20 protein-coding genes and 1 tRNA gene are annotated in these 24784 nt (G+C 43.5%); 10 read left to right on the top strand and 11 right to left on the bottom strand.

Annotated features, from left to right (window positions below; genetic code table 11):
* Positions 1–45: 45 nt before the first annotated feature.
* The 4 genes from H6G32_RS00810 to H6G32_RS00795 form a co-directional block, all read right to left on the bottom strand.
* Complete coding sequence (locus tag H6G32_RS00810; RefSeq protein ID WP_190453378.1) at positions 46–555, bottom strand: hypothetical protein; 510 nt, start codon at positions 553–555, stop codon at positions 46–48.
* 103 nt (positions 556–658) lie between these two features.
* The gene (locus H6G32_RS00805) at positions 659–2203 is read right to left on the bottom strand and encodes a bifunctional aminoglycoside phosphotransferase/ATP-binding protein (RefSeq protein WP_190453375.1); all 1545 of its coding nucleotides are present in this window, start codon (positions 2201–2203) and stop codon (positions 659–661) included.
* A gap of 164 nt (positions 2204–2367) precedes the next feature.
* Positions 2368–2667: a 50S ribosomal protein L25 gene (gene rplY / locus H6G32_RS00800; protein WP_190453371.1), complete on the bottom strand. Its 300-nt coding sequence runs from the start codon at positions 2665–2667 to the stop codon at positions 2368–2370.
* A 71-nt stretch (positions 2668–2738) separates the two neighbouring features.
* On the bottom strand, positions 2739–4082 hold the full coding sequence (locus H6G32_RS00795; protein ID WP_190453368.1) for an adenylosuccinate synthase: 1344 nt from the start codon (positions 4080–4082) through the stop codon (positions 2739–2741).
* A gap of 521 nt (positions 4083–4603) precedes the next feature.
* Here H6G32_RS00795 and H6G32_RS00790 point away from each other — a divergent pair.
* Positions 4604–5647 carry an adenosine deaminase gene (locus H6G32_RS00790; RefSeq protein WP_190453366.1) on the top strand — a complete coding sequence of 348 codons (1044 nt, stop codon included), beginning with the start codon at positions 4604–4606 and terminating at the stop codon, positions 5645–5647.
* A gap of 109 nt (positions 5648–5756) precedes the next feature.
* Here H6G32_RS00790 and H6G32_RS00785 read toward each other — a convergent pair whose 3' ends face one another.
* Entirely contained in the window at positions 5757–6092 is a 336-nt protein-coding gene (locus H6G32_RS00785) for a rhodanese-like domain-containing protein (protein WP_190453363.1), read from the bottom strand.
* A 149-nt stretch (positions 6093–6241) separates the two neighbouring features.
* Between H6G32_RS00785 and mutL the strand changes: the two genes are divergently transcribed.
* Both mutL and H6G32_RS00775 read left to right on the top strand, forming a co-directional pair.
* Entirely contained in the window at positions 6242–7897 is a 1656-nt protein-coding gene (mutL, locus tag H6G32_RS00780) for a DNA mismatch repair endonuclease MutL (RefSeq protein ID WP_190453360.1), read from the top strand.
* Between the two features lie 436 nt (positions 7898–8333).
* Positions 8334–9575 carry a zinc-ribbon domain-containing protein gene (locus tag H6G32_RS00775; RefSeq protein ID WP_190453357.1) on the top strand — a complete coding sequence of 414 codons (1242 nt, stop codon included), beginning with the start codon at positions 8334–8336 and terminating at the stop codon, positions 9573–9575.
* Between the two features lie 97 nt (positions 9576–9672).
* Here H6G32_RS00775 and nagZ read toward each other — a convergent pair whose 3' ends face one another.
* Both nagZ and H6G32_RS00765 read right to left on the bottom strand, forming a co-directional pair.
* A complete protein-coding gene (gene nagZ / locus H6G32_RS00770) occupies positions 9673–10761 on the bottom strand; it encodes a beta-N-acetylhexosaminidase (protein WP_190453355.1) in 1089 nt (362 codons plus the stop codon).
* 70 nt (positions 10762–10831) lie between these two features.
* Positions 10832–12058 (bottom strand): septal ring lytic transglycosylase RlpA family protein, encoded by a 1227-nt coding sequence (locus tag H6G32_RS00765; RefSeq protein WP_190453354.1) that lies wholly within the window; start codon positions 12056–12058, stop codon positions 10832–10834.
* Positions 12059–12708: 650 nt separating this feature from the next.
* Between H6G32_RS00765 and pds the strand changes: the two genes are divergently transcribed.
* The 4 genes from pds to H6G32_RS00745 all read left to right on the top strand — a co-directional run bounded on the left by pds (position 12709) and on the right by H6G32_RS00745 (position 16792).
* Positions 12709–14148 (top strand): 15-cis-phytoene desaturase, encoded by a 1440-nt coding sequence (pds, locus tag H6G32_RS00760; protein ID WP_190453352.1) that lies wholly within the window; start codon positions 12709–12711, stop codon positions 14146–14148.
* Positions 14132–15064 carry a 15-cis-phytoene synthase CrtB gene (gene crtB, locus H6G32_RS00755; RefSeq protein ID WP_190453350.1) on the top strand — a complete coding sequence of 311 codons (933 nt, stop codon included), beginning with the start codon at positions 14132–14134 and terminating at the stop codon, positions 15062–15064. The genes pds and crtB overlap by 17 nt, the downstream gene beginning before the upstream one ends.
* Positions 15065–15178: 114 nt before the next feature.
* A tRNA-Ser gene (locus tag H6G32_RS00750) sits at positions 15179–15270 on the top strand.
* Between the two features lie 196 nt (positions 15271–15466).
* Positions 15467–16792 (top strand): ABC transporter substrate-binding protein, encoded by a 1326-nt coding sequence (locus tag H6G32_RS00745; protein ID WP_190453347.1) that lies wholly within the window; start codon positions 15467–15469, stop codon positions 16790–16792.
* Positions 16793–16999: 207 nt separating this feature from the next.
* Here H6G32_RS00745 and H6G32_RS00740 read toward each other — a convergent pair whose 3' ends face one another.
* Positions 17000–17803, bottom strand: coding sequence for a hypothetical protein (locus tag H6G32_RS00740; RefSeq protein WP_190453345.1), 804 nt, complete (start codon positions 17801–17803; stop codon positions 17000–17002).
* A 284-nt stretch (positions 17804–18087) separates the two neighbouring features.
* On the opposite strand from H6G32_RS00740, the gene ygfZ reads away from it, so the two are divergent.
* Entirely contained in the window at positions 18088–19071 is a 984-nt protein-coding gene (gene ygfZ / locus H6G32_RS00735) for a CAF17-like 4Fe-4S cluster assembly/insertion protein YgfZ (RefSeq protein ID WP_190453343.1), read from the top strand.
* A 368-nt stretch (positions 19072–19439) separates the two neighbouring features.
* Here the strand turns inward: ygfZ and H6G32_RS00730 are convergent, their stop codons facing one another.
* The 3 genes from H6G32_RS00730 to H6G32_RS00720 form a co-directional block, all read right to left on the bottom strand.
* On the bottom strand, positions 19440–20321 hold the full coding sequence (locus H6G32_RS00730; RefSeq protein WP_190453341.1) for a DUF5331 domain-containing protein: 882 nt from the start codon (positions 20319–20321) through the stop codon (positions 19440–19442).
* A gap of 54 nt (positions 20322–20375) precedes the next feature.
* Complete coding sequence (locus H6G32_RS00725; RefSeq protein ID WP_190453339.1) at positions 20376–20708, bottom strand: (2Fe-2S) ferredoxin domain-containing protein; 333 nt, start codon at positions 20706–20708, stop codon at positions 20376–20378.
* A gap of 83 nt (positions 20709–20791) precedes the next feature.
* Positions 20792–21766: a cysteine synthase A gene (locus H6G32_RS00720; protein ID WP_190453337.1), complete on the bottom strand. Its 975-nt coding sequence runs from the start codon at positions 21764–21766 to the stop codon at positions 20792–20794.
* Positions 21767–22154: 388 nt separating this feature from the next.
* Here H6G32_RS00720 and H6G32_RS00715 point away from each other — a divergent pair, with 388 nt between their 5' ends.
* Together H6G32_RS00715 and H6G32_RS00710 are read left to right on the top strand one after the other, a co-directional pair.
* The gene (locus tag H6G32_RS00715) at positions 22155–22463 is read left to right on the top strand and encodes a hypothetical protein (protein WP_190453335.1); all 309 of its coding nucleotides are present in this window, start codon (positions 22155–22157) and stop codon (positions 22461–22463) included.
* Between the two features lie 16 nt (positions 22464–22479).
* Entirely contained in the window at positions 22480–24558 is a 2079-nt protein-coding gene (locus H6G32_RS00710; RefSeq protein WP_190453333.1) for a dynamin family protein, read from the top strand.
* The last annotated feature ends 226 nt before the right edge of the window (positions 24559–24784 follow it).

The raw sequence follows: 24784 nt of genomic DNA, 5'->3' as shown, positions 1-24784 counted from the left end.
TGGGTAATGGGTAATAGTTTTTCCCTTTTTCCCAACCCCCCAATATTACCTTTCCCAAAACCGGAAATTAAAACCAGAAGTCCGACGGTAACGACGGGTGGATCTTCTTTTTGATTGTCTAGTAGTCCTCTCATTTTGCTGTTGGCTTTCCGTTTCTTCTAAAGTCTCAACTGGTAGCTGAGTTCTAGTTTCTTCCTTGCTTTTCCACCAAGCAATCATCCAGCCTCCACCCAAACCAGCTATCCCCCCCAACAAGATACTCATTTCTGTGGGATAACCCAAAAATACAAAGCCGACGATGAAAATTAACCAGTATTTCAGCCCCGCATCAATGCCATCAGAGGAGCCTATAGTTGGCGGTTGAGGGCTATTTTCCGTTGCCGTGGTGAACCACCCTAAGGCGAAACCACCCATGATGCCCAAAAAAAGACTCAGGGATGGTGAAGCCCCTGCCATCGACGAGATGATGATTAGCAGCAACCCAAATAGCAGTTGAGAAAAGAAGTTTGGCGAAGAGGAGAGAAGATCCCCTAAGAGATTATTTTTTGGTGCCATATACCAATTTTAGATTTTGGATGCAAGGATTTTGGATTGGGAATATTGATGTTTAGGCTATTTCACCTAGTTTCTATCCCCATTTGGTATCAAATAAAAAAAGCTATTGGCGAATTAGTTTGTTTAATTGTGGCTGTTGTGGTTGAGTTGTATCCAAAATTGTAATGTAGGGTTGTTCTTGATCTGTGAAAGGTTCAGTCTGCTTTAGTTGTGACACCAATAAATCAGCAGTAGCATCAGCAATATCACCAGTACGGTTGACAAGACGCTCTTGTAAAACTTCTAGCGGTGCCGTGCAATGGATAATCTGTAGGGGTAGTTGGTGTTGCAACCCTTGAGCGATCGCATCTTGCCGCAAATGCTGGCGGTCATATTTGGCATCTAAAATCACTTTCCACCCAAGGTTTGCCAGTATAATTCCCAAATTCAACAACCTTGTATAAGTCTTATATGTCATTTCGGGTGTATATAAATCATCGCCACCCCGTTGCCAAAGGGGAATTCCCCCCAAATGTTTCCGCACCGCATCAGATCGGAGGTGAATTGCTCCTAGTTGCCGGGCTAAGTATTTTGCTGTCGTACTCTTCCCAGAACCCGATAACCCAGACATTAAAATCAGTTGCCCTTGCTGGGATTTAGTGTACTCCCAAGCCTGCTGATAATATCCAGCCGCTGTATTTGCCGCCTCCTGTTTAACCGCCGCAGGCACACCAGGATCATCCAACAAAAAAGAAGTCACCTTAGCCCGGACATAAGCTTGACGGCTCAAATACAAAGGCAGCACCTGTAAACCTTCCCAATCTCCAGTTTGCTCCAGATATGCATTCAAAAACCCATTGCCCAAGTCTTTGCGCCCTCGCGCTTCCAAATCCATCACCGTAAACGCTACATCGTACATCACATCGACAAAGCGAAACGGCTCATTAAACTCGATGCAATCAAACAGTAGAATTTTGTCATGCCATAGAGCAATATTTCTTAGGTGTAAGTCCCCATGACATTCGCGAATGTAGTTATTTTGAATTCTGCTGGCAAATAATTCTGGACGTTGGGCAAAAAAGTTATCTGTATATTGCTTTGTTTGGGTAAACTGTGCCTGAGTCTGGGGGCCACCTATATACTTTTCAGTCTGTTCGTAATTCTCATCAAACGCCGCCCGCACTCGCCGTACTTCACCAAAACCGCGAATATAGTCATTAGTCTCAGCCTGACCATGGTACTGAGCCACCACCCGTCCCAACTCCTCCAGCTGGGTCTCATTTAACTTACCCCCGTCAAACATTGAACTAAACAGCGCTTCCTGGGGAAATTGGCGCATTTTCAGCACATACTCTACTGGCTCCTCCGTTCCCCCCAGATGATATTCCTCCCCCACCAAAGTCACTCTCAAAACTTCCAAATAAAGTTCGCCGGCTCCCCGCTGATTTAACCGCAACTCTTCCTGGCAAAAGTGCTGCCGCTTCTCTAGGGTAGAGAAGTCCAAAAAACCGAAATTTACAGGCTTTTTCAGTTTATAGGCATAATCACCAGTCAGTAGCACAAAAGAGATATGGGTTTGAATCAGTTGAATTGGTTCTTGTACTGCATGGGGATAAAACCCCGACTGCAACATTTGCTGAATTAAAGCTGGAAGAGTGCCGTCTGTCATACTGGTTACAAGATTTTGGATTTTTAACTGCGAATAATCGGCGTATCAAATGTAGATGACATATTGACGCTGATAGCTTAACAAAAAAACCAGGGTTTATACCCTGGTGTTATCAGCAATTATCACAAATTTCAAGTAGCAGTAAAGACAAATTCCCCCTGATATTAATCTTTGGGAAAGACAAAGAAACTGACGTGGTAGGGCGTACCCTTTGCCGGATGTATTTGAAGTTCCCGGATTACAGTTTTACCGCGCCACTCAAGCTCAGGAATGTTGAGATCAATCTCTGTCTTGTTAACAGTAGCTGTTTTCATCAGACGCTCAACGGTTTTGGCATCAAGTACTAGATGAATTGATTCAGTACCGCTGTGACCGTACAAATTGGCAGGTATTAGCCCAGAACGGCGCAAAGCTCTCGGCTTGCTACCTTCGGGGCGCTTTTGAGATTCGACTGTAAGAGCCATACAAGTTGTTTAGTTGTTAGTTGTCAGTTGTCAATTGGTAGGGGCACAGCACTGCTGTGCCCCTACATCAGTTATGCACTCAGCAAGGAAACGGGTGTACCGTCGGGCTGCAACAAAGCACGTTTGGGGCCGTGGATGGGGTCTTCTACAATTATGGTTTGATCGCGGCTAGCTCCTAAGGAGACGATCGCAATCGGGACTGCCATCAATTCTGCTAAAAATTTGAGATAGTCCAGGGCTTGCTGTGGCAAGTCTTCCAGGGCGCGGCATTCGCTTGTAGAAACCTGCCATCCTGGTAGGGTTTTGTAGATGGGGCGACACCGGGCAAACTGACGCGCACTGGTGGGAAAGTGATCGCAGCGTTCACCATCTATTTCATAAGCGACACAAACTTTGATTTCCTCTAATTCGTCGAGAACATCTAGTTTTGTAATGGCGATACAGTCCATGCCGTTAATCCGGACGGCATAGCGACCAATGACCGCATCAAACCAGCCGCAACGGCGCTTACGTCCGGTAGTTGTGCCAAATTCCGCTCCGCGATCGCACAACAATTCTCCCACTTCTCCGTCCAGTTCAGTCGGAAATGGCCCTTCTCCTACTCGCGTAGTGTAGGCTTTCGACACCCCAATCACCCGGTCAATCATTGTCGGCCCTAGCCCAGTCCCAACGCAAGCCCCCCCTGCTACGGGGTTAGAGGAGGTGACATAGGGATAAGTCCCGTGGTCTAGATCGAGGAGTGTACCTTGTGCGCCTTCAAATAAAATATTGCGCCGCAGTTGAATCGCAGAGTATATTTTCAGCGAAGTATCGATAACGTAAGGTCGCAAGCGTTCTGCATATCCCAGATACTGGTCAATCACCTCTTCGGTATCTAGGGGCGGCAAGTTGTAGAGCTTCTCTAAAATGACGTTTTTATAATTAATCGTCCACTCCAACTGCTCCCTTAGTCCATCGGGATCCATTAAGTCTAAAACCCTGATGCCTGTACGTTCAGATTTATCAGCATAGGTCGGGCCAATGCCTCTACCAGTTGTGCCAATTTTATGACTGCCCCGGCGCTCTTCTGATGCCTTGTCAATCAACCGATGGTAAGGCATCGTCACGTGAGCCGTTTCTGAAATCAGCAGTTTATCAGTGGATATATTTAATTTTTTTAGTTGGTCGAGTTCTTCTATCAAAATCTGTGGATCGATGACTGTCCCACAGCCGATAATACACTCGGTATCTGGGTACAAAATACCAGAGGGGATTAAGTGCAGCTTAAAGGTCTGACCCTTGACTACTATTGTATGTCCAGCATTCACACCCCCTTGGTAACGTACCACGACATCTGCGGAGCGGCTGAGTAAGTCAGTTATTTTACCTTTCCCTTCATCGCCCCACTGGGCACCTATGACAATGACGTTAGCCAAGAGTTTATATTAAGAGGTAAAGTTTCCACAAATAGTCATTATCTACAGACTTTGTAACTTCTGTCAACCTAAATGCAAATCTTTCTTTCAACCTCCCTCTGAGATTGACTGAGACAGGGGTTTCATTAAAGTTATCCAAAATCTAGTTGTTAGATGGGTAAACTCGCTGCGCAGCGCGGCATCACCCTAGATATTGTCTGAAAACGAGATTGTAAAAGCTGCCCTCTAGCGTTGGAACCGCCAGTTTTGGACAGGTTTTTCCCAAGGACTTGGGGATTAGGCAGTTATAGGCAGGAAATCATCCAAATACCTCAAATTTAATGATTTTGTAAATGGGATAAAAACTTGAATTTAGTAAAAATAATGTATAATTTAATACCTTTGTTTCAAGGTGTATTGGCTGGACTCAAAATCCCCAATGATTAAACTGGCAGAGTTTTTCAGAATATATCTTTATGTATAGATTGTTTTTATCTGTGTATTTGTTAATATTATTAAAATTTTTATCTAAAAAAACCACTATGGCTTTATACGCTGAATTACATAGGCATCTAGGCGGTTCGGTTGTGCCCAGAGTTTTGTGGCGATATTTTGAGCGACATTCTGCTGAATTAATTTCTCGCTTTGCTGAATATCCAGAATTTGAAGAATTTTACACCCGCCCCCGCAACACCCTAGATGAGTATCTGGAATTACACACTCTAGTGGAAAGTGTGCAAACTGTAGAGACTTTGCCGTACTTTATCTACCGCTTGTTGCGTGGTGCTTATATTTTTGAAAATTTGGCTTATCTGGAACTGCGCTACACACCATATTTACGGACACCTGAACATCTGAGTCAAGCTGAGAGAATTGACAAGATGGCAGAAATTGTTGAGGTTGTGGGAAAAGCTAGCCACTTGCCAGAATATCCAATTGTTACTAGCCAAATTCTCTGTATGCACACGCGCCTACCATATCAGGTAAATAGGGCGATTGTTGATTTGGCAGCGCAAAATAGAAAATATGTCTGTGCTGTAGACGTGGCTGGGGGAGATAGCTATTATAGCGATCGCCTCCAAGAATGGGTTAGCCTCTATGAATATGCCCGCTCTTTGGGCGTTAACACCACCGGACACCTTTACGAAACCAAGGCTGGTTGTTATCCAGAACTCTTACCCTATCTAATGCGGATTGGTCACGGTATCCAAATCCCCCTGCTATATCCAGAGTTACTTAAAGATGTAGCTAAACGGGGACAATGTTTGGAAGTTTGCCCCACAACCTACCTAAAAACCGGGACTTTGCAGGATATTCGTCAACTCAAGTTAGTTTTTGACAGTTGTTTTGAGGCAGGAGTAGATATCGCCATTTGTACTGATAACGCTGGGTTGCATAATATGCGTTTGCCCTTTGAGTACGAAAATCTCTTAACTTACGACATTATTAATTTTGAACAGCTACAGGCTTGTCAGGATGCAGCTTTCCGCCATGCATTTGCTTGGCCCTACAAGCAACGTCCCGCGTCTTTGCTGAACGGTTTGCTACAACCAGAACCTCCTAAAACTTTAGCGATGAGAGAATAATTTTAAATCTTGAAGTCTGGGAATTTTGCTAATTTTTGGAGATAAAGAATGTACTGCACAATGTGCAGTACAAAAAATTAAAAAATATTAATCGAATTAATCAACAAGTTCAAGCACCAACACCTTCTGTGGCACCACCAACTGTTGTCCAGGCGTTAAGACCACCTTTAATTTCCGATACATCAGTAAACCCAGCGGTTCGCAATACTTGGGCTGCATGGGCTGTATGTGCATCATGTTCGCCATAAACGTAGATGTGGCGTTCTTTATGCAGGGCAGACTTTGCCCGTGATACTAAGTCATCTAAGGGGATAGGGATGGCACCAGTGATGTGACTGTGATTGTAGACGTGGCGATCGCGCACATCTATAATCGTAAAAGCTGGTTGACCCCATTCCAGACGAGACTTTAGATCATGAACATCAGCTAATAAACTAGTACTCATAAGCTTTGCTCGCTGATAACCTCACAAGCAATCTATCAAAGATCCCCTGATAATTGGGCTTTCTTTACAATTAATCAAAATTTCTATTGCCGGATAAATAAAATTGCTTATCCTATTCAGTGGTTGGCTACTGGCCTACACTAGAATTTATGGCATCTACTATTCAAGCTTTACCAACAGAAGTCGTATATCTCATTACAGCTGGAGAGGTAATCGACTCTTTAGCTTCTGTGGTGCGGGAATTGGTAGAAAATTCCCTAGATGCTGGTGCAACGCGCATTGTGGTTTCCATCTGGCCCCAGCTATGGCGAGTCCGTGTAGCAGATAACGGTTGCGGAATGAACCTCGATGATTTGCAACAAGCAGCAGCAGCCCACAGTACCAGTAAAATTCACTCTAGTGCAGATTTGTGGAAAATTACCAGTTTGGGGTTTCGCGGTGAGGCGTTGCACAGTTTGACGACTCTGGCAGATTTAGAAATTTTCAGCCGTCAAGGGGGTGAAAAGGCTGGCTGGCAGGTTGTCTATGGCAATGGAGGGGAAGTAGTACAAGTAGAAGCAACCGCCATTGCTCCCGGTACAGTCATCACAGTCGCTAACTTATTTGCTAATTGCCCAGCACGGCGTCAGGGTTTACCCCCCACAGCGCAGCAAATGAAAGCCGTACAAGGGATAATTCAGCAAATCGCCCTTTGTCATCCCCATGTTACCTACCAAATTTGGCAAAATGACCGGGAATGGTTTACCATTTGTCCCGCTGCCACAGTTGGGCAACTGCTACCGCAACTTTTACCACAAGTGCGTCAGGCTGACTTACAAGAGGTGAAATTAGAATTACCCCAGAGACAAAACTCAGCACTCATGTTAGTAATTGGTTTACCAGATAGGTGCCATCGCCACCGTCCAGATTGGGTACGGGTAGCGATTAACGGCAGGATGGTAAAGTCGCCAGAACTAGAGCAAACGATTCTTTCAGCCTTTCATAGAACATTACCACGCGATCGCTATCCAGTTTGTTTTTTACATCTTGCCATCTCTCCCGACCAAATCAACTGGAACCGCAACCCCGCAAAAACAGAAATTTATCTCAACGAAATCAGTTATTGGCAAGAGCAAATCACCCAAGCCATTAACCAAGCCCTCCGCATCTCTGAATCCAATATCAAAGAATCAGTCCACACAACACGGGTTAGTAAATTACTCAAAGCCGCAGAAGAAAAAGGCAGTTACAACCTGAATTCTAAAAATGCAAATTGCGATACTCAGTACTATTTAAAAGCTGTCGCTCAAGTTAGCAACACCTATATTGTGGCAGAACATTCTGGAGGCATCTGGTTAGTAGAACAGCACATTGCCCATGAGCGAGTTTTATATGAGCAATTGTGTGATAATTGGCAACTCGTCCCCGTTGAACCGCCAATCATTCTTTATCAATTATCCCCAGGACAAGTTTCTCAACTGCAACGCATCGGTTTAGATATTGAACCCTTTGGCGAACAACTTTGGGCAATTCGCAACTTACCTGGAATGTTGCAGCAGCGTGAAGATTCTGCTGAAGCAATTTTAGAACTTAGTTGGGGCGGAGACTTACAAACAGCCCAAGTTGCTGTTGCTTGTCGCAGTGCTATTCGCAATGGTACACCGATGCAACTGCCTGAAATGCAAAAGCTATTAGATGATTGGCAACGCACCCGCAACCCCCGCACCTGTCCCCACGGACGCCCGATTTATTTATCATTAGAAGAACCTGCTTTAGCACGGTTTTTCCGGCGTAATTGGGTAATTGGTAAAAGTCATGGAATTTGAATTACTCATAACCCTAACAACTAGAAGTTTTAGTTATAAGCTGAAAATCCGATTACTTAAATACCATCATTTAATGTGATTCTTGTGGGTTGGGACGAAAAGCCCGCCCTTGATGTGCTTTCTTCAAAGCGCGACAGCTTATACCATTTTGGATTTTGGATTTTAGATTGGACACCGCTTGGTGTATCTGGGTTTTCTCTGTCCATCTGTCGCCATGATTTTTCTTTCTTGGTATTACAAAGATGATGCGTAGCGGCTTCCCTCCAGGAAGTCCACCTGCGCTGACTAAGGATATAAAAATATCATCAATATAAACAAAATAACCCTAGACTAAAGATTTGTTAAATTGCCTAGAAAAGCCTTTGCTTTTTTGCATTGATGAAACCATATTGATCTAAAATCAATTCAGATTAAATTGCTCCGTATTTAAAAAAAGATGTTTGCCAAAATACGCAGATCCTTGAGTCAATTATTTAGTAAATCCAATAAAATCAACAATGAACCACTAAATAAAGTGAGTTTGATTGTCATTATTGTGATTGATATTTTTATCTTGTACCATGTTTTTATAGGACTTGATGATATTAGCCAATGGCATATCAGCCCGACTCAAGCTTATCCCTGTTATTCCGATTGGGAAAATTACCGGACGAAAACCACTAAAGATAAAGACTATGAAATTGTCAATTTTTCATTAGAATATCAAACAAACAATCAAACCAGTCTTCAGCAAACCTATCAACAATATGAAGAAATAAATCTGGGTAAGGTTTCTGAAATATGCTTAAAATATGCCGAATACAAAGATAAGATTAACAATCCTGAAAATCAGCAAATCATCAAAACTATTGCCCAAAAACAAGACAAAATCAGTACTCTTGAACAAACCAATCGTAATATTCAAGCCAAATATGACTCAACACTCTTAGAAAAAATTGCCGGACAGCCTCGTGAACAATCGATTAATCAAGTCAGTGCTGAGAACGCCAAACAGGAATTAGCACAAAATAACCGCCAAATTTCTACCCTAAAACAGGAAAATACTAATCTTAAAAATAAACTCCTTGCCAAACCAGAAAGTGGTGCTTTTATAACCTTTATTAAGGATGATAATAAATTTAGTGAACTAGAAAAAGGCTATAAGCAAGCGTCATTTTGGTATCCAAGTATCCAACTTGGCTTTCAGTCTATCTTTCTTCTACCGTTGATTTTGATAGCTTTATTAATTCACAACTTTGCTCAAAGAAGAAGATATGGACTCATCGCGCTAATTAGCTGGCATTTGCTAGTTATCTTTTTTATCCCGCTAATTCTCAAAATCTTTGAATTTCTGCAAATCGGCGTAATATTTAAATTCTTCTTTGATATTATTAGCGCTCTTTTTGGCGGTTTACTTTTCCTAGTCAGCTATATTTATATTTTGCTGATTCCCCTGATTGGCTTTGGAATAATCACCTTTTTTCAAAAAATTGTCTTTAATGCTAAACTCCAGGCAGTTAGTAGAGTACAAAAATCACGCTGTATCAGGTGTGCCAAAAAAATTCAGCCAAATGATGTTTACTGTCCACACTGCGGTTATGATCAATACCTTGAATGCCAAAACTGTCACGAACTGACATACAAAGGGTTGCTGTACTGTAAGCATTGTGGACACATTCAAGATTCTGGTAATTTGTAACTCGATTTTGAAGCAAAAACTCCGCGTACCTTTGCGCTTCCCTCAGCGCCCCTCTGCGTTAAAATCTTCAACTACCTTCAAAACAACAAGGGAACAGCTACGCCCCGCCCGAAGCGATCGCTAATTGTGCATTTCGCGCTAAAGTCTCCTTGTCAAGCTGATACACTGGATACTGCGGAGTTACCGCCAGTAATTTCTCAATTCTCCCCTTAGCTGCTTCCACCACCGATTCATCAAGACTACCTAACTTGAGAGAATCAGCGAAATCTTCAGCTATCTGATAGGTACGCTCAATCGATGATGAATTGATATTGCGAGATACTATAAATAAATCACAACCTGCACGAAATGCCCGCGCCACAGTCCCAGGTTGGATAAACATCTCAGAAACAGCTTTCATATCCAAGTCGTCAGACACCACCACACCCTCAAACCCCAGTTCCTGCCGGAGAATATTATGCAAAATAGGCTGGGAGAGTGTCGCCGGCACATCAGCATCTATCTTGGGAAACAAGATATGGGCTGTCATAATCAAAGGTACTTTCGCCTCAATTAGCGCTTTGAAGGGGATAAGTTCCCGATTTCGCAAGTCTTCTAAAGTTAGATTGAGTGTTGGTAACTCAATGTGAGAATCCTTGGTAGTGTCTCCATGTCCAGGAAAGTGCTTGGCGCACCCCAATATTCCCGATTCCTGAAGTCCGAGGAAGTACTCACGGGCACCTTGGCTAGCAGTTTCCGGGGTAGTACCAAAGGCGCGAGGCCCAATGATGGGGTTTTGGGGATGGGAAAAAATATCGGCGACAGGTGCCCAGGATAGGTTGATACCCAATGACTTAAGTTCTACAGCCGTGGCTTTTGCTACCTCCCGCGCGTAAGTTCCCAACAAATAAGCATAGGGGAAGCGGGTAATCGGTAACGGTGTCCGCACAACCCTGCCACCTTCATGATCTAACGTGATGAACATGGAGTCACGTTCGGCATATTGGCGGATTTGGTCGATTAACTGCTTAAAGCTTTCCAGCCATACCTGATATGGGGTGCCATCTAGAAAGTTTTTAGCGAAGAATATCACCCCAATCGGCTTTAGTTCACTAAGGGCCCGTTTATCGTCATCACTTAAGGTAGTACCGGAAATACCGAGAATCAGGTGATTCCCAAAGCGCTGTAACTGCTGCAATGCTGGCATAATGTCTTACCTGCGGTTGTCAACTCATGGCAATATTGACATTATTTAGCCATGAGCGATCACAAATGACTCAAAAGTCTGAAACTAATCTCAGTTCCTTAGCTGGTTTATTGGCCAGGCTAGAAGAATCCAAGATCGTTTTGGGGGCATTAGGTTGCAAAATCACCGCTTCATAGGGTACGACTCCAGTAATTTCGCTACCGAGACAGCGAGCTGCTTCCCGTGACAAATCGATGCTTCTAAGTGGAATGTAGGGGCCGCGATCATTGACGCGCACAATTACAGCTTTGCCTGTTTGCAAATTCGTCACCTGTAAGTAAGTGTTAAAAGGTAGGGAACGATGGGCTACTGTGAGTTCATTTTGGTTATATGTCTCACCGTTCGCTGTTAAGCGACCATGAAAATAGTCACCATACCAAGAAGCAACACCAGAAAATTTTGTTTGTGAAGGGTGCAAGCCATACATTGCTATCTGCCCTTGCAAAAGTGTGAGGGCTGGTACATTTAAAGCCACACGCAAATTATTAACCCATTCAATCGCTAACAAATCGCTACTCCGTTCGATTTTGCGAGAGATTTGTTGATCAATGCTAAACAAAAAGCGATTACCCAGCATTAAGGCAGGTATCCGGTTAACTAAGGCAGGTCGTAATTGCGTAGCATCTAAATTGGGCGAATTTACTAGTTGGGTTAAGCGTTGTTTTATCGACTGGGCGGCAATTTCGTTAGGTAAATTCGCAATTTTGCGGTTATTTACCCAAACTTCAAAGTTCTGTTCATCTCGGTTAACAACGGCTACTGGTAAGGAAGCAGAGGTAAAACTTTGCTCAACAGGATTGGTGAAGCGGAAGAAAAATTGTAGCGATCGCAGAATTTTTTGGGGGAAAAAATGTTCCTGAGTAGAACTAGATTGAATCAATGTCGGCGCTAGCAAATTGCTAGCTGTGTTAAAGCTGGGTTGTTCTACTACAATTTCTGGCACAACAGAGCAAAATTGTTGTTTACTATCTTTTACCTTGGTCACAGTAGAATTTTGTAGGTTTATCGGGTTCCTTTGTGACTCCTCACTCCCCCAATCTTTTCTCCAAAACCTAGTGGGTAGTAACGTTGTCTGCCAAGTATCTACTTGGTGGTTCGGCAGTACGAAAAATGGACGATGCTGATTTACCAATTTACCTAAACTGGCCGAGCCTTTTGTCAGCAAGACTTTTGTTGTCAAACTTGGTGGTAAGTTTTGCCCAAAGGACAACATAGCACCAATCCAGGATGTAATCCAAAGAAGTCCAATCAATAACATAGTCTGGTTAATTTTATCGTAAACGCACACTTTCTAAAAAATGTGAATCTATCTTTGGTAAAGAAGGTTGTCTAAAAACAAAATCCGAATGATTTTCTTGATGCCACAGGAAACCACTATGATTTTTGGATATAAATGCTGATAAACCCAGCAGGGATCATCATAACTTGTTATCAGTAAATAAGTAAATAAATCTTTCGGAGGTAGTTATTAATCATTGCTTACTTGAGAATTGATTTTTTTTTAGGTGGTGCTAAATTTTCGCAATCACCCACGCAATTAGCGCCAAATCGGCACCGTGTAAATACGCAATATTAAAGATAAATATGGGAATTAACATCCCTCTTGAGAAAGACTGTAGGCATTTCCTGAAAATTAAACACACTCATAGTACTGAGGTTGTGCTGTTGGCGGTGGTAATAAATATTTTTTAGCTCAAACAAAAATCAGTCCTACCATATTGGGCTGAAACCTGCATAGCAGAAGCCGTAGCTGGAGACTAGGCTAGGCTAGGTTAGGAGTCAATTTTGGCAATAGCTACAGAAGCGATGGAGCGAAGCGAGCGCACAATCACCGTCAAATGTAACGGATTGCAACGTATAATGAGAACGACAAAACGACAAAGAAATATTAAAGGGCAGTAAGTTTAAATGCGAGTAGCGATCGCGGGTGCTGGGCTAGCAGGACTTTCCTGCGCGAAATATCTCACAGACGCAGGTCACACTCCCATTGTCTTGGAACGCCGGGACGTACTGGGCGGCAAAGTGGCAGCGTGGAAAGACTCTGATGGAGACTGGTACGAAACGGGTCTGCACATCTTTTTTGGGGCATATCCCAATATGTTGCAGCTATTCAAAGAACTGGACATTGAAGATCGGTTGCAGTGGAAAGAACACACAATGATCTTCAACCAGCCCGATGCACCAGGCACCTACAGCCGCTTCGATTTTCCAGATTTGCCAGCACCTCTCAATGGTGTAGCGGCAATTTTGAGAAACAACGATATGCTGACATGGCCGGAAAAAATTCGCTTTGGTATCGGGTTAATACCGGCGATGCTTCAAGGGCAAAAGTATGTCGAAGAAATGGACAAATACTCTTGGACAGAGTGGCTGCGTAAGCAAAATATTCCAGAAAGGGTGAATAAGGAAGTCTTTATTGCCATGGCTAAGTCGCTGAACTTCATCGGCCCCGATGAAATTTCTGCCACGATCCTATTAACTGCCCTCAACCGCTTCCTCCAAGAAAAAAAAGGCTCACAAATGGCTTTCTTGGATGGTTCCCCAACTGAGCGGTTATGTCAGCCAATAGTAGATTACATCACCAAAGGCGGTGGAGAAGTGCGACTAAACGCGCCTTTGAAAGAGTTTTTGCTAAACGCTGACGGTACGGTGAAAGGATTCTCGCTGCGGGGGCACAATGGGGCAGAAGATGAAGTTTTCACAGCTGATTTATATGTATCTGCCATGCCCGTTGACCCCTTAAAGGTCATGTTGCCAGCACCTTGGAAGCAAATGGAGTTTTTCCAACAGCTAGAAGGGTTGGAAGGTGTGCCTGTAATTAACGTACATCTGTGGTTTGACCGGAAATTGACAAAAATTGACCACTTGCTATTTTCGCGATCTTCCCTCCTCAGCGTTTATGCTGATATGAGCAATACCTGCCGCGAATACGCTAACCCAGAACGCTCAATGCTGGAATTAGTTCTCGCACCAGCAAAGGATTGGATTTCCAAATCCGATGAAGAGATTGTGAATGCAACTCTTGCCGAGTTGGAAAAACTCTTCCCCGACCACTTTGGGGCAGACAATCCAGCAAAATTGCTGAAATATCATGTGGTGAAAACGCCACGTTCAGTTTACACAGCGACCCCTGGTCGTCAACAGCACCGTCCCACACAAGTTACCCCCATTGCTAACTTTTATTTAACTGGGGATTACACCATGCAACGCTACCTAGCTAGTATGGAAGGTGCCGTACTTTCTGGTAAGCTGACAGCGCAGGCGATATCTGAAGCACTACCGGTAGGAAATACCTCAAACCTGCAAACGCTCACCCGACCGCCCGCAACGAATGCTGCAACTGCCTGATTCCAAAGAGCGCATGAAAACGCTGGTCTCTGTAGACGAGTCCTACAAACTTTGTCGGCATCTCACAGCCAAGTATGCCAAGACTTTTTACCTGGGTACTTTGCTGATGAGTCCGGTAAAACGTCAATCTATTTGGGCAATTTACGCTTGGTGTCGCCGCACAGATGAATTAGTAGATGGGCCCGCATCTGCTATTACCACGCCAGAAACCCTAGATCTATGGGAGCAGCAGCTGGAATCTATTTTTGCGGGACGCCCATTAGAAAATTACGATGTTGCCTTAGTAGATACTCTCCAACGCTTTCCGATAGATATTCAGCCCTTTCGGGATATGATCGCCGGTCAGCAGATGGACTTATATCGCAGTCGCTATGAAACCTTTGAGGAGCTATACCTCTACTGTTACCGAGTCGCTGGCACTGTCGGCTTGATGTCAACAACGGTTATGGGCGTGGACAATACCATACATACAGCACCGTGGCATCAGAAAAAACAACCTTATGTTCCCACACAAGAAGCGATCGCTTTGGGAATTGCCAATCAACTCACTAACATTCTTCGGGATGTAGGAGAGGATGCACGGCGGGGGCGGATCTACATTCCCCTAGAAGACTTGGCACGATTCAACTACACCGAGCAAGACTTCTTTAAAGGAGTGGTAGATCAGCGCTGGCGATCGCTGATGCGCTTTCAAATTGACAGGGCACACCAATTCTATAAAAAGGCAGAACAGGGCATCTCTTACCTAGCACCTGATGCCCGCTGGCCCGTGTGGGCAGCTGGAATGCTCTATGGACAGATTTTGGATGTGATTGAGCGCAACGATTACGATGTGTTCACTCAACGTGCCTACGTCCCCCAATGGAAAAAGTTTGGCACTTTGCCAGTTGCTTGGATGCGATCGCAAGTTCTTTAATTTGGTCAGTGGTCAGTGGTCAGTGGTCAGTAGTTAGTGGTAAATCGGAAAAACAACTGACAAACGACTATTGACTACCCCAAAAAAATCTGCTAAAGTTATTTTTCATGACCTGGAGAGGTGGCTGAGTGGTCGAAAGCGGCAGATTGCTAATCTGTTGTACGGCAGGCAACTCCGTACCGAGGGTTCGAATCCCTCCCTCTCCGTTTTCCATTTATTGAGACACATAATCTTCCCTGTGTGTGTAAATAAATATGAATATTCAGCTAAAGAATTATACTCCCTGAGAGGGATGATATCATTTATGCTTTGGAGCCTGGATAGGATTCAAGCTAAATCGAAAGTTTAGCTTTTAATCTTGATTTTCAAGCTCCTGAATATTCAGAAGAGTGAAAGTAATCTATGCCAAGAGTTAATATTGCCTTAGCACTGAGTGTAAGTACCATCGCCAGTGGTTTTCTATTAGCAGGTTGCCCAAGTCCCAACCCACCTGATAGCGCCGCCAACAACAGCAGTACCGCCACCCCAGCAGCCAACTCAACGACCACAGCCAGCAGTGCCAAAGGGCTGAAAATTGGCAGTTTGTTACCAACAACAGGCGACTTAGCTTCCATCGGACAGCAGATGTCAGGTTCTGTCCCCTTGCTCGTCGATACCGTCAACGCTTGCGGTGGAGTGAATGGTCAACCAGTCACCTTAGTACAAGTAGACGACCAAACCGACCCCAAAGCCGGTGCAGCTGGTATGACTAAACTGGCAACCTTGGATAAAGTCGCTGGTGTAGTTGGTTCCTTTGCCAGCAGCGTTTCTACAGCCGCAGTCTCAGTTGCCACCCCGAATAAAGTCATGCTGGTTTCTCCTGGTAGCACCAGTCCCGTATTTACCGAAAAAGCACAAAAAGGTGACTTTAAAGGCTTTTGGGCGCGTACTGCTCCCCCAGATACCTACCAAGCCCTAGCCTTAGCCCAACTTGCGAAGAAAAAAGGTTTTAAGCGAGTTTCCACAGTTGTGATTAACAACGACTATGGTGTCGGCTTTGAAAAAGCATTTGTGCAAACTTTTGAAAAATTGGGGGGAACCGTAGTTAATAAAGACAAGCCTATTCGGTACGATCCCAAAGCCCAGACATTTGACACCGAAGCCACTGCTGCTTTTGCAGGTAAACCGGAAGCAGTGCTAGCTGTGATGTATGCCGAAACTGGTAGTCTATTCCTCAAAGCTGCCTACCAGCAAGGTGTGACTAAAGGAGTACAAATTTTGCTCACAGATGGGGTGAAGGCGCCAACTTTCCCTGACCAAGTAGGCAAAGGTAGTGATGGCAAATATATTTTATCTGGTGCGATTGGGACAGTACCAGGTTCTGATGGTAAAGCATTAGCAGCTTTCAACAAGCTATGGCAAGAGAAAAAAGGCGGTGTACCAGGAGAATATGCTCCTCAAGCTTGGGATGCTGCCGCTTTATTGACATTGGCAGCCCAAGCCGCTAAAGAAAATACAGGGGTTGGCATAGCTAACAAAATTCGTGAAGTAGCCGATGGCCCTGGCACAGAAGTGACTGATGTTTGTGAAGGACTAAAATTGCTCAAAGAAGGCAAAAAGATTAACTACCAAGGTGCTAGCGGCAACGTAGATGTTGATGCTAATGGTGACGTCGTCGGTGTCTATGATGTTTGGACAGTAGGAGACGATGGCAAAATTAAGGTGATTGATAAAGTTAGCCCTAAATAGAAAGTTTTAAATAGAGTATTTCTCAAATTCGTAGCGAATTGAAATTAAATTCAAGTGTAGAACAGGTCTCTCACCCCTCCGACACATTAATTGCAATTCGCTATTTTTTATACAGGTTTGATTTATATTGTCCATACAATATAATTTCTCCTAAGTTCTGAGTTCTGAGTTAGAAATTGCTAACCCAAAACTCAAAACTTAAAAATTCTAAAAGCCGGTGAAGTTATAACCGACTCCTAACAATAAACCGACATCGGTTTTATCAAAAAATCCGGCATTCACAGCAGCAGTTGCCGTAAATTGTGCATTTAGAGGTACATCGATACCACCACTTACTAAGAAGGCAACTTGGGAATTGTCGCCAGTTTTAATGGCTGCACCTACTCCTACGTAAGGAGCAATAGGTAGCGGTTCATTAAATACATCTCCTCCCTGCCGCAAGGAAAGGTCATAGGTGATGGGAATGAGTATTGTAGTATTGTCCGCCAATATTGCCGATGGCCGCACCGATATAGCATTGGTCAGACCAACCTTGCTGATGACTGTGAAGTTACCATCACCCAAGGCTGAGTCACCGCCACTCAAACCAATGTTGCCAGCAACACCGATATAGCTTCTGCCTCCACGGGTAGCTCTACCTACATCAATATCCGATTGGGCCACTTTTTGCGGTTGCGCTACTTGGGGTGCAGATGACTGAGAAGTAGGGTTTGTATACCCAGAAGTTAGTGCTGCTGATGAGGTTGCTACTGTGCCCGGAACTGGTGTGGCTATGAGACTGGGAGTTGTTTTTGTAGCTATATCAGGAAACTGCTGGACTCCAGCCACAGTAGATACTGTGGGCGGATTTGGGTTTTGAGTTTCTGGTTCCGCAGTCAACTGGCTAGTCGGCTCAGTTAATGGCTGATTGCTCACCTTGTCTACCGTTTGGGCATCTGCGGATAAACCGCTACCTAGTACTGCGATCGCAGCTAAACTTGGCAACCAAAAAAGATTTTTACGAAGAAACATAGTATTCACATTCACTCCAACAAGAATTGGGCCACAATGGATAAATAAAGGATTTTGCTGATTCTAGTCAACAAATCTGGGCTTTATTCAACATTTAACACCAAATAATTGATTTTTACATCTTTACTTTGACGTATGCAGTTAGAAGTTGACGGCAAAATCAAATAGTTAATCATATATCCTGAGTTTGACAGATGCAAAAAATTATAGTCTTCTGTACCCCTAGTAAAGAAAAATGTTGAAGCTGTAAACCCTTATTTGTGAAGATTTCCAAGGTTATCACTATGCCAACATCTGCAATTAACGGTAAAGACCTAGCCGCTATCCAAGCAGCGAAAGAAAGGGTTGCTGTGTGCGATCGCTCCCATTGGGGGCGCATCCGTGTTTCTGATGATGATCGTCTTCGTTTTTTACACAACCAAACTACTAACGATTTCCAACGTCTCAAACCAGGGGAAGGCTGTGATACTGTGATGGTGACATCCACCGCCCGCACGATTGACTTGGCGAGTGCCTATGTTCTAGATGATGGGGTGTTGTTGCTGGTTTCACCTAACCGCCGTGAGATTCTCTTGGAATGGCTAGATCGTTATATCTTCTTTGCCGATAAGGTGCAATTGACCGATGTCACCAATGAAACTGCAACCTTCAGCCTAATTGGGCCAGGAAGTGATGCTCTGATCGAAAAGCTGGGTGCTGGGGCAATTATCGGACAATCCTACGGTAATCATTTGCTAGTTGATCAGGGAGTTCTAGTTGCTGTCGGTAGCGGCTTGGCTTCCCCTGGATATACGCTAATTCTTCCCGCTGCTGTGAAAGACAAGGTGTGGAGTCAAATTTTAGAATTAGGGGCGGTAGAATTGAGCGATCGCGCTTGGGATGTACTACGAATCATACAAGGACGCCCAGCCCCAGATTTAGAACTGACAGATGATTACAATCCCCTAGAAGCTGGTTTATGGCAGACAATCTCTTTTAATAAAGGTTGCTATATCGGACAAGAAACCATCGCTCGGTTAAACACATATAAAGGTGTAAAACAATATCTTTGGGGTATCCATCTCCGTGGTTCCGTTGAAGTAGGAAGCGTGATTACCATCGGGGATGAAAAAATTGGTAAACTCACCAGTTACACAGAAACCGCCGAGGGTTACTTTGGGTTAGGTTACATCCGCAGCAAAGCAGGTGGTATTGGCTTAAAAGTCCAAGTCGGAGAAACCGAGGGGGAAATAGTAGCAGTCCCGTTTGTTTCCCACGAATATCCCTAGTTAGCCCCAACACTAGTAATGTAGAGACGTTACAGACAACGCCTCTACAATTTACCTTACCTTTAGCTCAAAATTTCCTCGCCATAGCTTCCTGCTATATAAAACCTAGACAAAGCTAGACTTTACTTTCTACTTCAACGGGAGCATGGGAGCGGTTATCCCTCAGTAGACTTACACGCTGTAGCCCAACGCCATCTTTCTTTTTTTTAGATTCTCAAAAAGACTATCACTATCGTTGCTTGGTTTTCGCGTCAGCAACAGTCTTATTCAATATTTGGGACATGGGAATTATATATCGAGTATTTGATTTTTTCAACTAAAATATATTGACAGAAGTCAACATATCTATAGCTTTGTCTAGAAAATTGTCAGCTTAGGACTAACTCTCGATCCCATCCCCTACCCTGACAACACTCATCTACCCAAGAAGCCAGACTCCGGGCATTAGTACTAACTGATATATACTCTTTGCTGAGAATATCTTTAACTGGCATCTTCACAAATTTCTCATTGCTAGTAAATTCGGTAAATACTAGAGTTGGCAGAGTTTTAGTTTTACTAGGAACCTCCGTGACCATTGCTAGAGTTGGCAGAGTTTTGCTTTTACGAGGAGTATCGGTGGATATTGCCAGACTTGGCAGAGTTTTAGTTTTACTAGGAAATTCTGTGGCTATGATTAGCGATCGCACAGGTGGAGGCTCCCGTAAACTCCTAGAAGGTAGCTTCTGAGAAACTAACGTCTTTGCTGGAGATTCGCGATTAACCAGGGTCGCGACCGCAACCGATGATCCGGGTTGACGCTGATGTTCGACCCCGGTAGTGATTTTGAATGAAAATGATTTTTGTCCCCGTGATAGCCCAGTCAATGGCTTTTTTACTGGAGACTGAAGATTAACCTGTGATACTGCTTGATCTTCAAGAAGCACCTTAGCAGGAGACTCACTTTCAATCTGGTTCGTAGCCACAGAAGGCTCTGAGGTTAGTAAATGTAACTCTTCATCAGGATTAAAGTTAAGACCTAAAGCAGCGACTATCTGATCAGGATTGTTATTCAAATCCAGGATAAAAGAAAGTATCTGCTCAAACTGTGGTTCCAAAACCGACAGAGTCGCCAAAATATAACCAGACAGAGGACGCCGCAGACCATCATAGGTGCCCCAAACTTGCATTTTGACCAACCAGGAACGATTTTGCTCGTAGTAAATCAGCCACTTCATTTTCAATGATTGACGTAGCTGCTGAATGTCCATCGGTTTCCTCACTTCAGTCAACAAAATTCAGACTTTATATATTTTCAATCGGCTTTATCCCTGGGGATGAAACCGATAATAAAGCATCTGTTTGACTCTTTGTCCACCTAATAAATGTTGTTCTACCAATAGTGGTACTTCTTCAGGCTTAACACTGCTATACCAAACCTTATCTGGTAACACTAACACCATTGGCCCATTGCCACATTGAGCCAAACAGCCACTAGATATGACTGTCACATCAGGAACTGGTAAAGCCTGAAAAGCTGCTAATACGGATGCTGCACCTTGGCTTTTACAGGCGCGATATTGGCACACCCGCAAGCATCTAGAAGAACTAATTTGATCTGTTGTTGGCGAATTGGATGGTTGAGTTGTGTCTGACATTTTTTCACAAACCACACAGGACGCAAATCAAGTCAAAATTCAAAATCCAATTTTTGAACCTTGAATTGGAACCCCGTGACTGACTAATCTACTGATAGTCCCTTTGAGGCTAGCCATTCGCGGTTAAATATCCGTGACTGATACCGGGAACCACTATCACACAATATGGTAACGATAGTGTGTCCTGGGCCCAACTGCTTCGCTAAAGCAACAGCAGCACCCACATTAATACCCGTCGAACCGCCCATCAACAGCCCATCTTGCCGCAGTAGCTGGTACACAACCCGCAAAGCTTCTTTGTCATCAACTTGAATAGCATCATCAGCAGGTGCGCCTTCCATATTGGCTGTGACGCGACTATTACCGATACCTTCGGTGATAGAACTGCCTTCTATATTGATTTCACCAGTTTTGATATAGCTATATAGACCACTACCCAAGGGATCAGCAACAACGCATTTAACCCCCGGATTTTGCGTTTTCAAGTACAAAGCCACACCAGCATAAGTACCACCCGTGCCAGTGGACGCCACCCAAGCGTCAATTTTACCCTTGGTCTGTGCCCAAATTTCTGGGCCTGTGGTTTCAAAGTGGGCGAGACGATTGGCTAAATTATCAAACTGATTTGCCCAAATGGCATTGTCCAACTCAGCTGCTATTCTGCCCGATAGCTTAACGTAGTTGTTGGGGTCTTTGTAGGGTACAGCAGGTACAGGACGGACTTCTGCCCCTAAAGTCGTCAGTGCATCTATCTTTTCTTGTGACTGGGTATCAGGGATAATAATCAGGCATTTATAGCCTTTGGCGTTGCAAATATGCGCCAGTCCAATGCCCGTATTACCAGCAGTACCTTCGACGACTGTACCACCGGGTTTGAGTAAACCTTTTTTTTCTGCGTCTTCGATGATGTAAAGTGCTGCGCGGTCTTTGACGGAACCACCGGGATTGAGAAATTCAGCTTTTGCGAGAATTTCGCATCCTGTTTCTTCGCTAAAGCTGTTTAAGCGAATCAGCGGAGTGTTACCAATCGTACCGACAAATCCATTTTTGATATTCATTTTGAATGTTCCTAGGTTCTGGACTATAAAAATTTCCACTTATAAAGGTACTAGGTTCTCAGCCAATCGCTTTCATCCAGGATTTAGACTCGGCAATACTTGTAGTCAATCCCTAGCTCACCATGAGAATATTTTACATCGGAACGCTCGCTAAAATTTCTAGCTGAAACTCAAGTAAAATACCGATAATGGTCTTTTATAGCCCCTTATTTTGGCAAAATAAGCACCCTTAACCAATATTGCTCTTTCCCTGTTCATAGGAATTAGATTATTCACCATGAAACCGTGATATTACTATGGTTAGCAAATATTTTCGTCAGTTAAGATACAGCATAATTGACTAGTGAAGGCTGATATTATTTCACTGTCCTAGAGAGGGTGGACACCGATGACATCTCAAGATGAACACAATCAAGAACTTCAACGCCGGGTTGAAAACCGACTGCGGGAACTAGAAACTCATATCAATGATGTAGATACTACTGCACCTTTCCATAAAACTGTGAAGGATCAGCCGATAGATTTGCAAAAACCGTGGATGAAAAAAGCAATTCTCGGTGCAAAACTTTTTGGTCTTGCTGTTGCCACATTAGTTGCAGTGCAAATAGCCTCAAAGGTGGTGGGAGTTGTGATGTTCGCGGCTCTGGTTTGGTTAGCCTACAAACTATTTTTTCAATCCCAAGCAAATAAACGTTAATTAAAGTATCACCACTATGAGTTATCAAGTCGGAACTGACAAATTTATCAATGATTTAGAGCGTGTTGCTCAAGTCAAATCAGAGATTGCTATCTGTTTGACAAAAATTGCTAATACAATTAATCAAGCTGAGTTAGCTGGCGATAGTTCATCGGGAAAACTTAGTTTATCACGAGATGTAGAAGATATTACAGTAGCTAGTAAAAACCTCAGCCAAGGTGTATTTCGCCTTTTAGTTTTGGGCGATATGAAACGAGGAAAAAGCACGTTTCTCAATGCCCTAATTGGAGAAAATTTGCTGCCAAGTGATGTTAACCCCTGTACGGCAGTATTGACAGTTTTACGCTATGGCCCAGAAAAAAAGGTCACTATTCATTTTAATGATGGCAAAAATCCACAACAGCTAGATTTTCAAAGCTTTAAATATAAATATACCATTGACCCATCTGAAGCTAAAAAACTAGAGCAAGAGCAAAAGCAAGCATTTCCCGATGTTGATTATGCAGTGGTTCAGTATCCATTAACACTGCTAGAAAAGGGAATTGAAATTGTCGATAGTCCAGGATTGAATGATACAGAAGCGCGGAACCAATTATCTTTAGGTTATGTAAATAATTGCCATGCAATTCTGTTTGTGATGCGAGCCTCCCAACCTTGCACCTTGGGTGAGCGTCGTTATTTAGAAAATTATATCAAAGGTCGAGGCTTGACGGTTTTCTTCTTAATCAACGCTTGGGATCAGGTGCGAGAATCGTTAATTGATCCTGATGATTCAGAGGAATTAGCAGCGGCTGAAGACAGATTAAGACAAGTATTTAAAGCGAATTTGGCAGAATATTGTACTGTAGATGGTCAGAATGTTTATGATGAGCGTGTGTTTGAGCTTTCGTCAATTCAAGCGCTCAGGCGACGGTTAAAAAATCCCCAATCTGACTTAGGGGGAACTGGCTTTCCTCAGTTCATGGGGGCGCTAAATACTTTTCTTACTAGAGAAAGAGCTATTGCCGAACTGCGTCAAGTCAGAACCTTGGCAAGACTTGCCTGCAATCATACCCGCGAAGCAATTGACAGACGCTTACCATTACTTGATCAAGATATTGACGAGTTAAAAAAACGGATTGATTCTGTAGAACCAGAGTTTAATAAACTCAATACTATCCGGGATGGATTCCAAAAAGAAATTATTAATACTAGAGATACCCAAGCACGAAGTACTTCTGAATCATTCCGCCGCTATGTTTTAAGCTTAGGTGATACCTTTGAAAGCGATTTTTTGCGCTATCAACCACAATTAAATTTGTTTGACTTTCTCAGTAATGGCAAACGAGAAGCATTTAACGCTGCATTACAAAAAGCCTTTGAGCAATACATTACTGATAAGCTTTCTGCCTGGACTTTAACCGCCGAAAAAGATATTGATGTAGCTTTTCGGGAACTATCTCGCAGTGCGGCAAAATATGGTGCATCTTACAGTCAAGTAACAGACAAAATCACCGAAAAGCTTACTGGGCAAAAAGTTACAGTCAATACTACCACCATAGAAGATGATAACTCTCCCGGATGGGCAAAATGGGCAATGGGATTGTTTTCTTTGTCTAGTGGTAACTTGGCTGGTGTCGCGCTAGCAGGTGCAGGATTTGATTGGAAAAATATCTTGTTAAACTATTTTACTGTAATTGGTATTGGTGGGATGATTACGGCAGTTACAGGGGTTTTTCTTGGGCCAATTGGATTGGCGCTGCTAGGCTTGGGAGTGGGATTTTTGCAAGCAGATCAAGCGCGTAAAGAGTTAGTGAAAACTGCGAAAAAAGAATTAGTAAAGTATCTACCGCAAGTTGCAAATGAGCAATCTCCAATTGTATACAAGGCGGTAAAAGAGTGTTTTGACGCTTATGAAAAAGAAGTGAGTCAGCGAATTAATGATGATATTGCTTCTCGCAAAGCTGAATTAGATAATCTGCTTCAGCAGAAAGCCACACGGGAAATCAATCGTGAGAGTGAGTTAAAAAGGTTGAAAACTTTGCAGGAAAATGTAATTGAACAATTGCAAAAAATTGAAGCAGCATATAGCAATTTATTAGCTTACTATAGCTGATAAACAACCTCACTTCTATCCCCCTTTCGCTTCCAGAGAGGGGGAAACTTACTTTGACTCTCCCTTGCCTAGGGTGTACACACAAGTCTCTCTCAATGCAATTTATGGTTTATCGAACGGAGGAAACAAAACCTCACCCTGGTTCTCTCCTTCATCAGAAGAGGGATGTGCGTCAGGACTCTTTGAGGTTTTAGAGGACTTTTGGGTAAACCGTAGCTCTCTCTTG

It is taken from the genome of Cylindrospermum sp. FACHB-282 (assembly GCF_014697195.1).
Taxonomy (GTDB): Bacteria; Cyanobacteriota; Cyanobacteriia; order Cyanobacteriales; family Nostocaceae; genus Cylindrospermum.
Note: the sequence above shows the minus strand (reverse complement) of the source record. Positions and strands in the feature narration are given on the sequence as shown.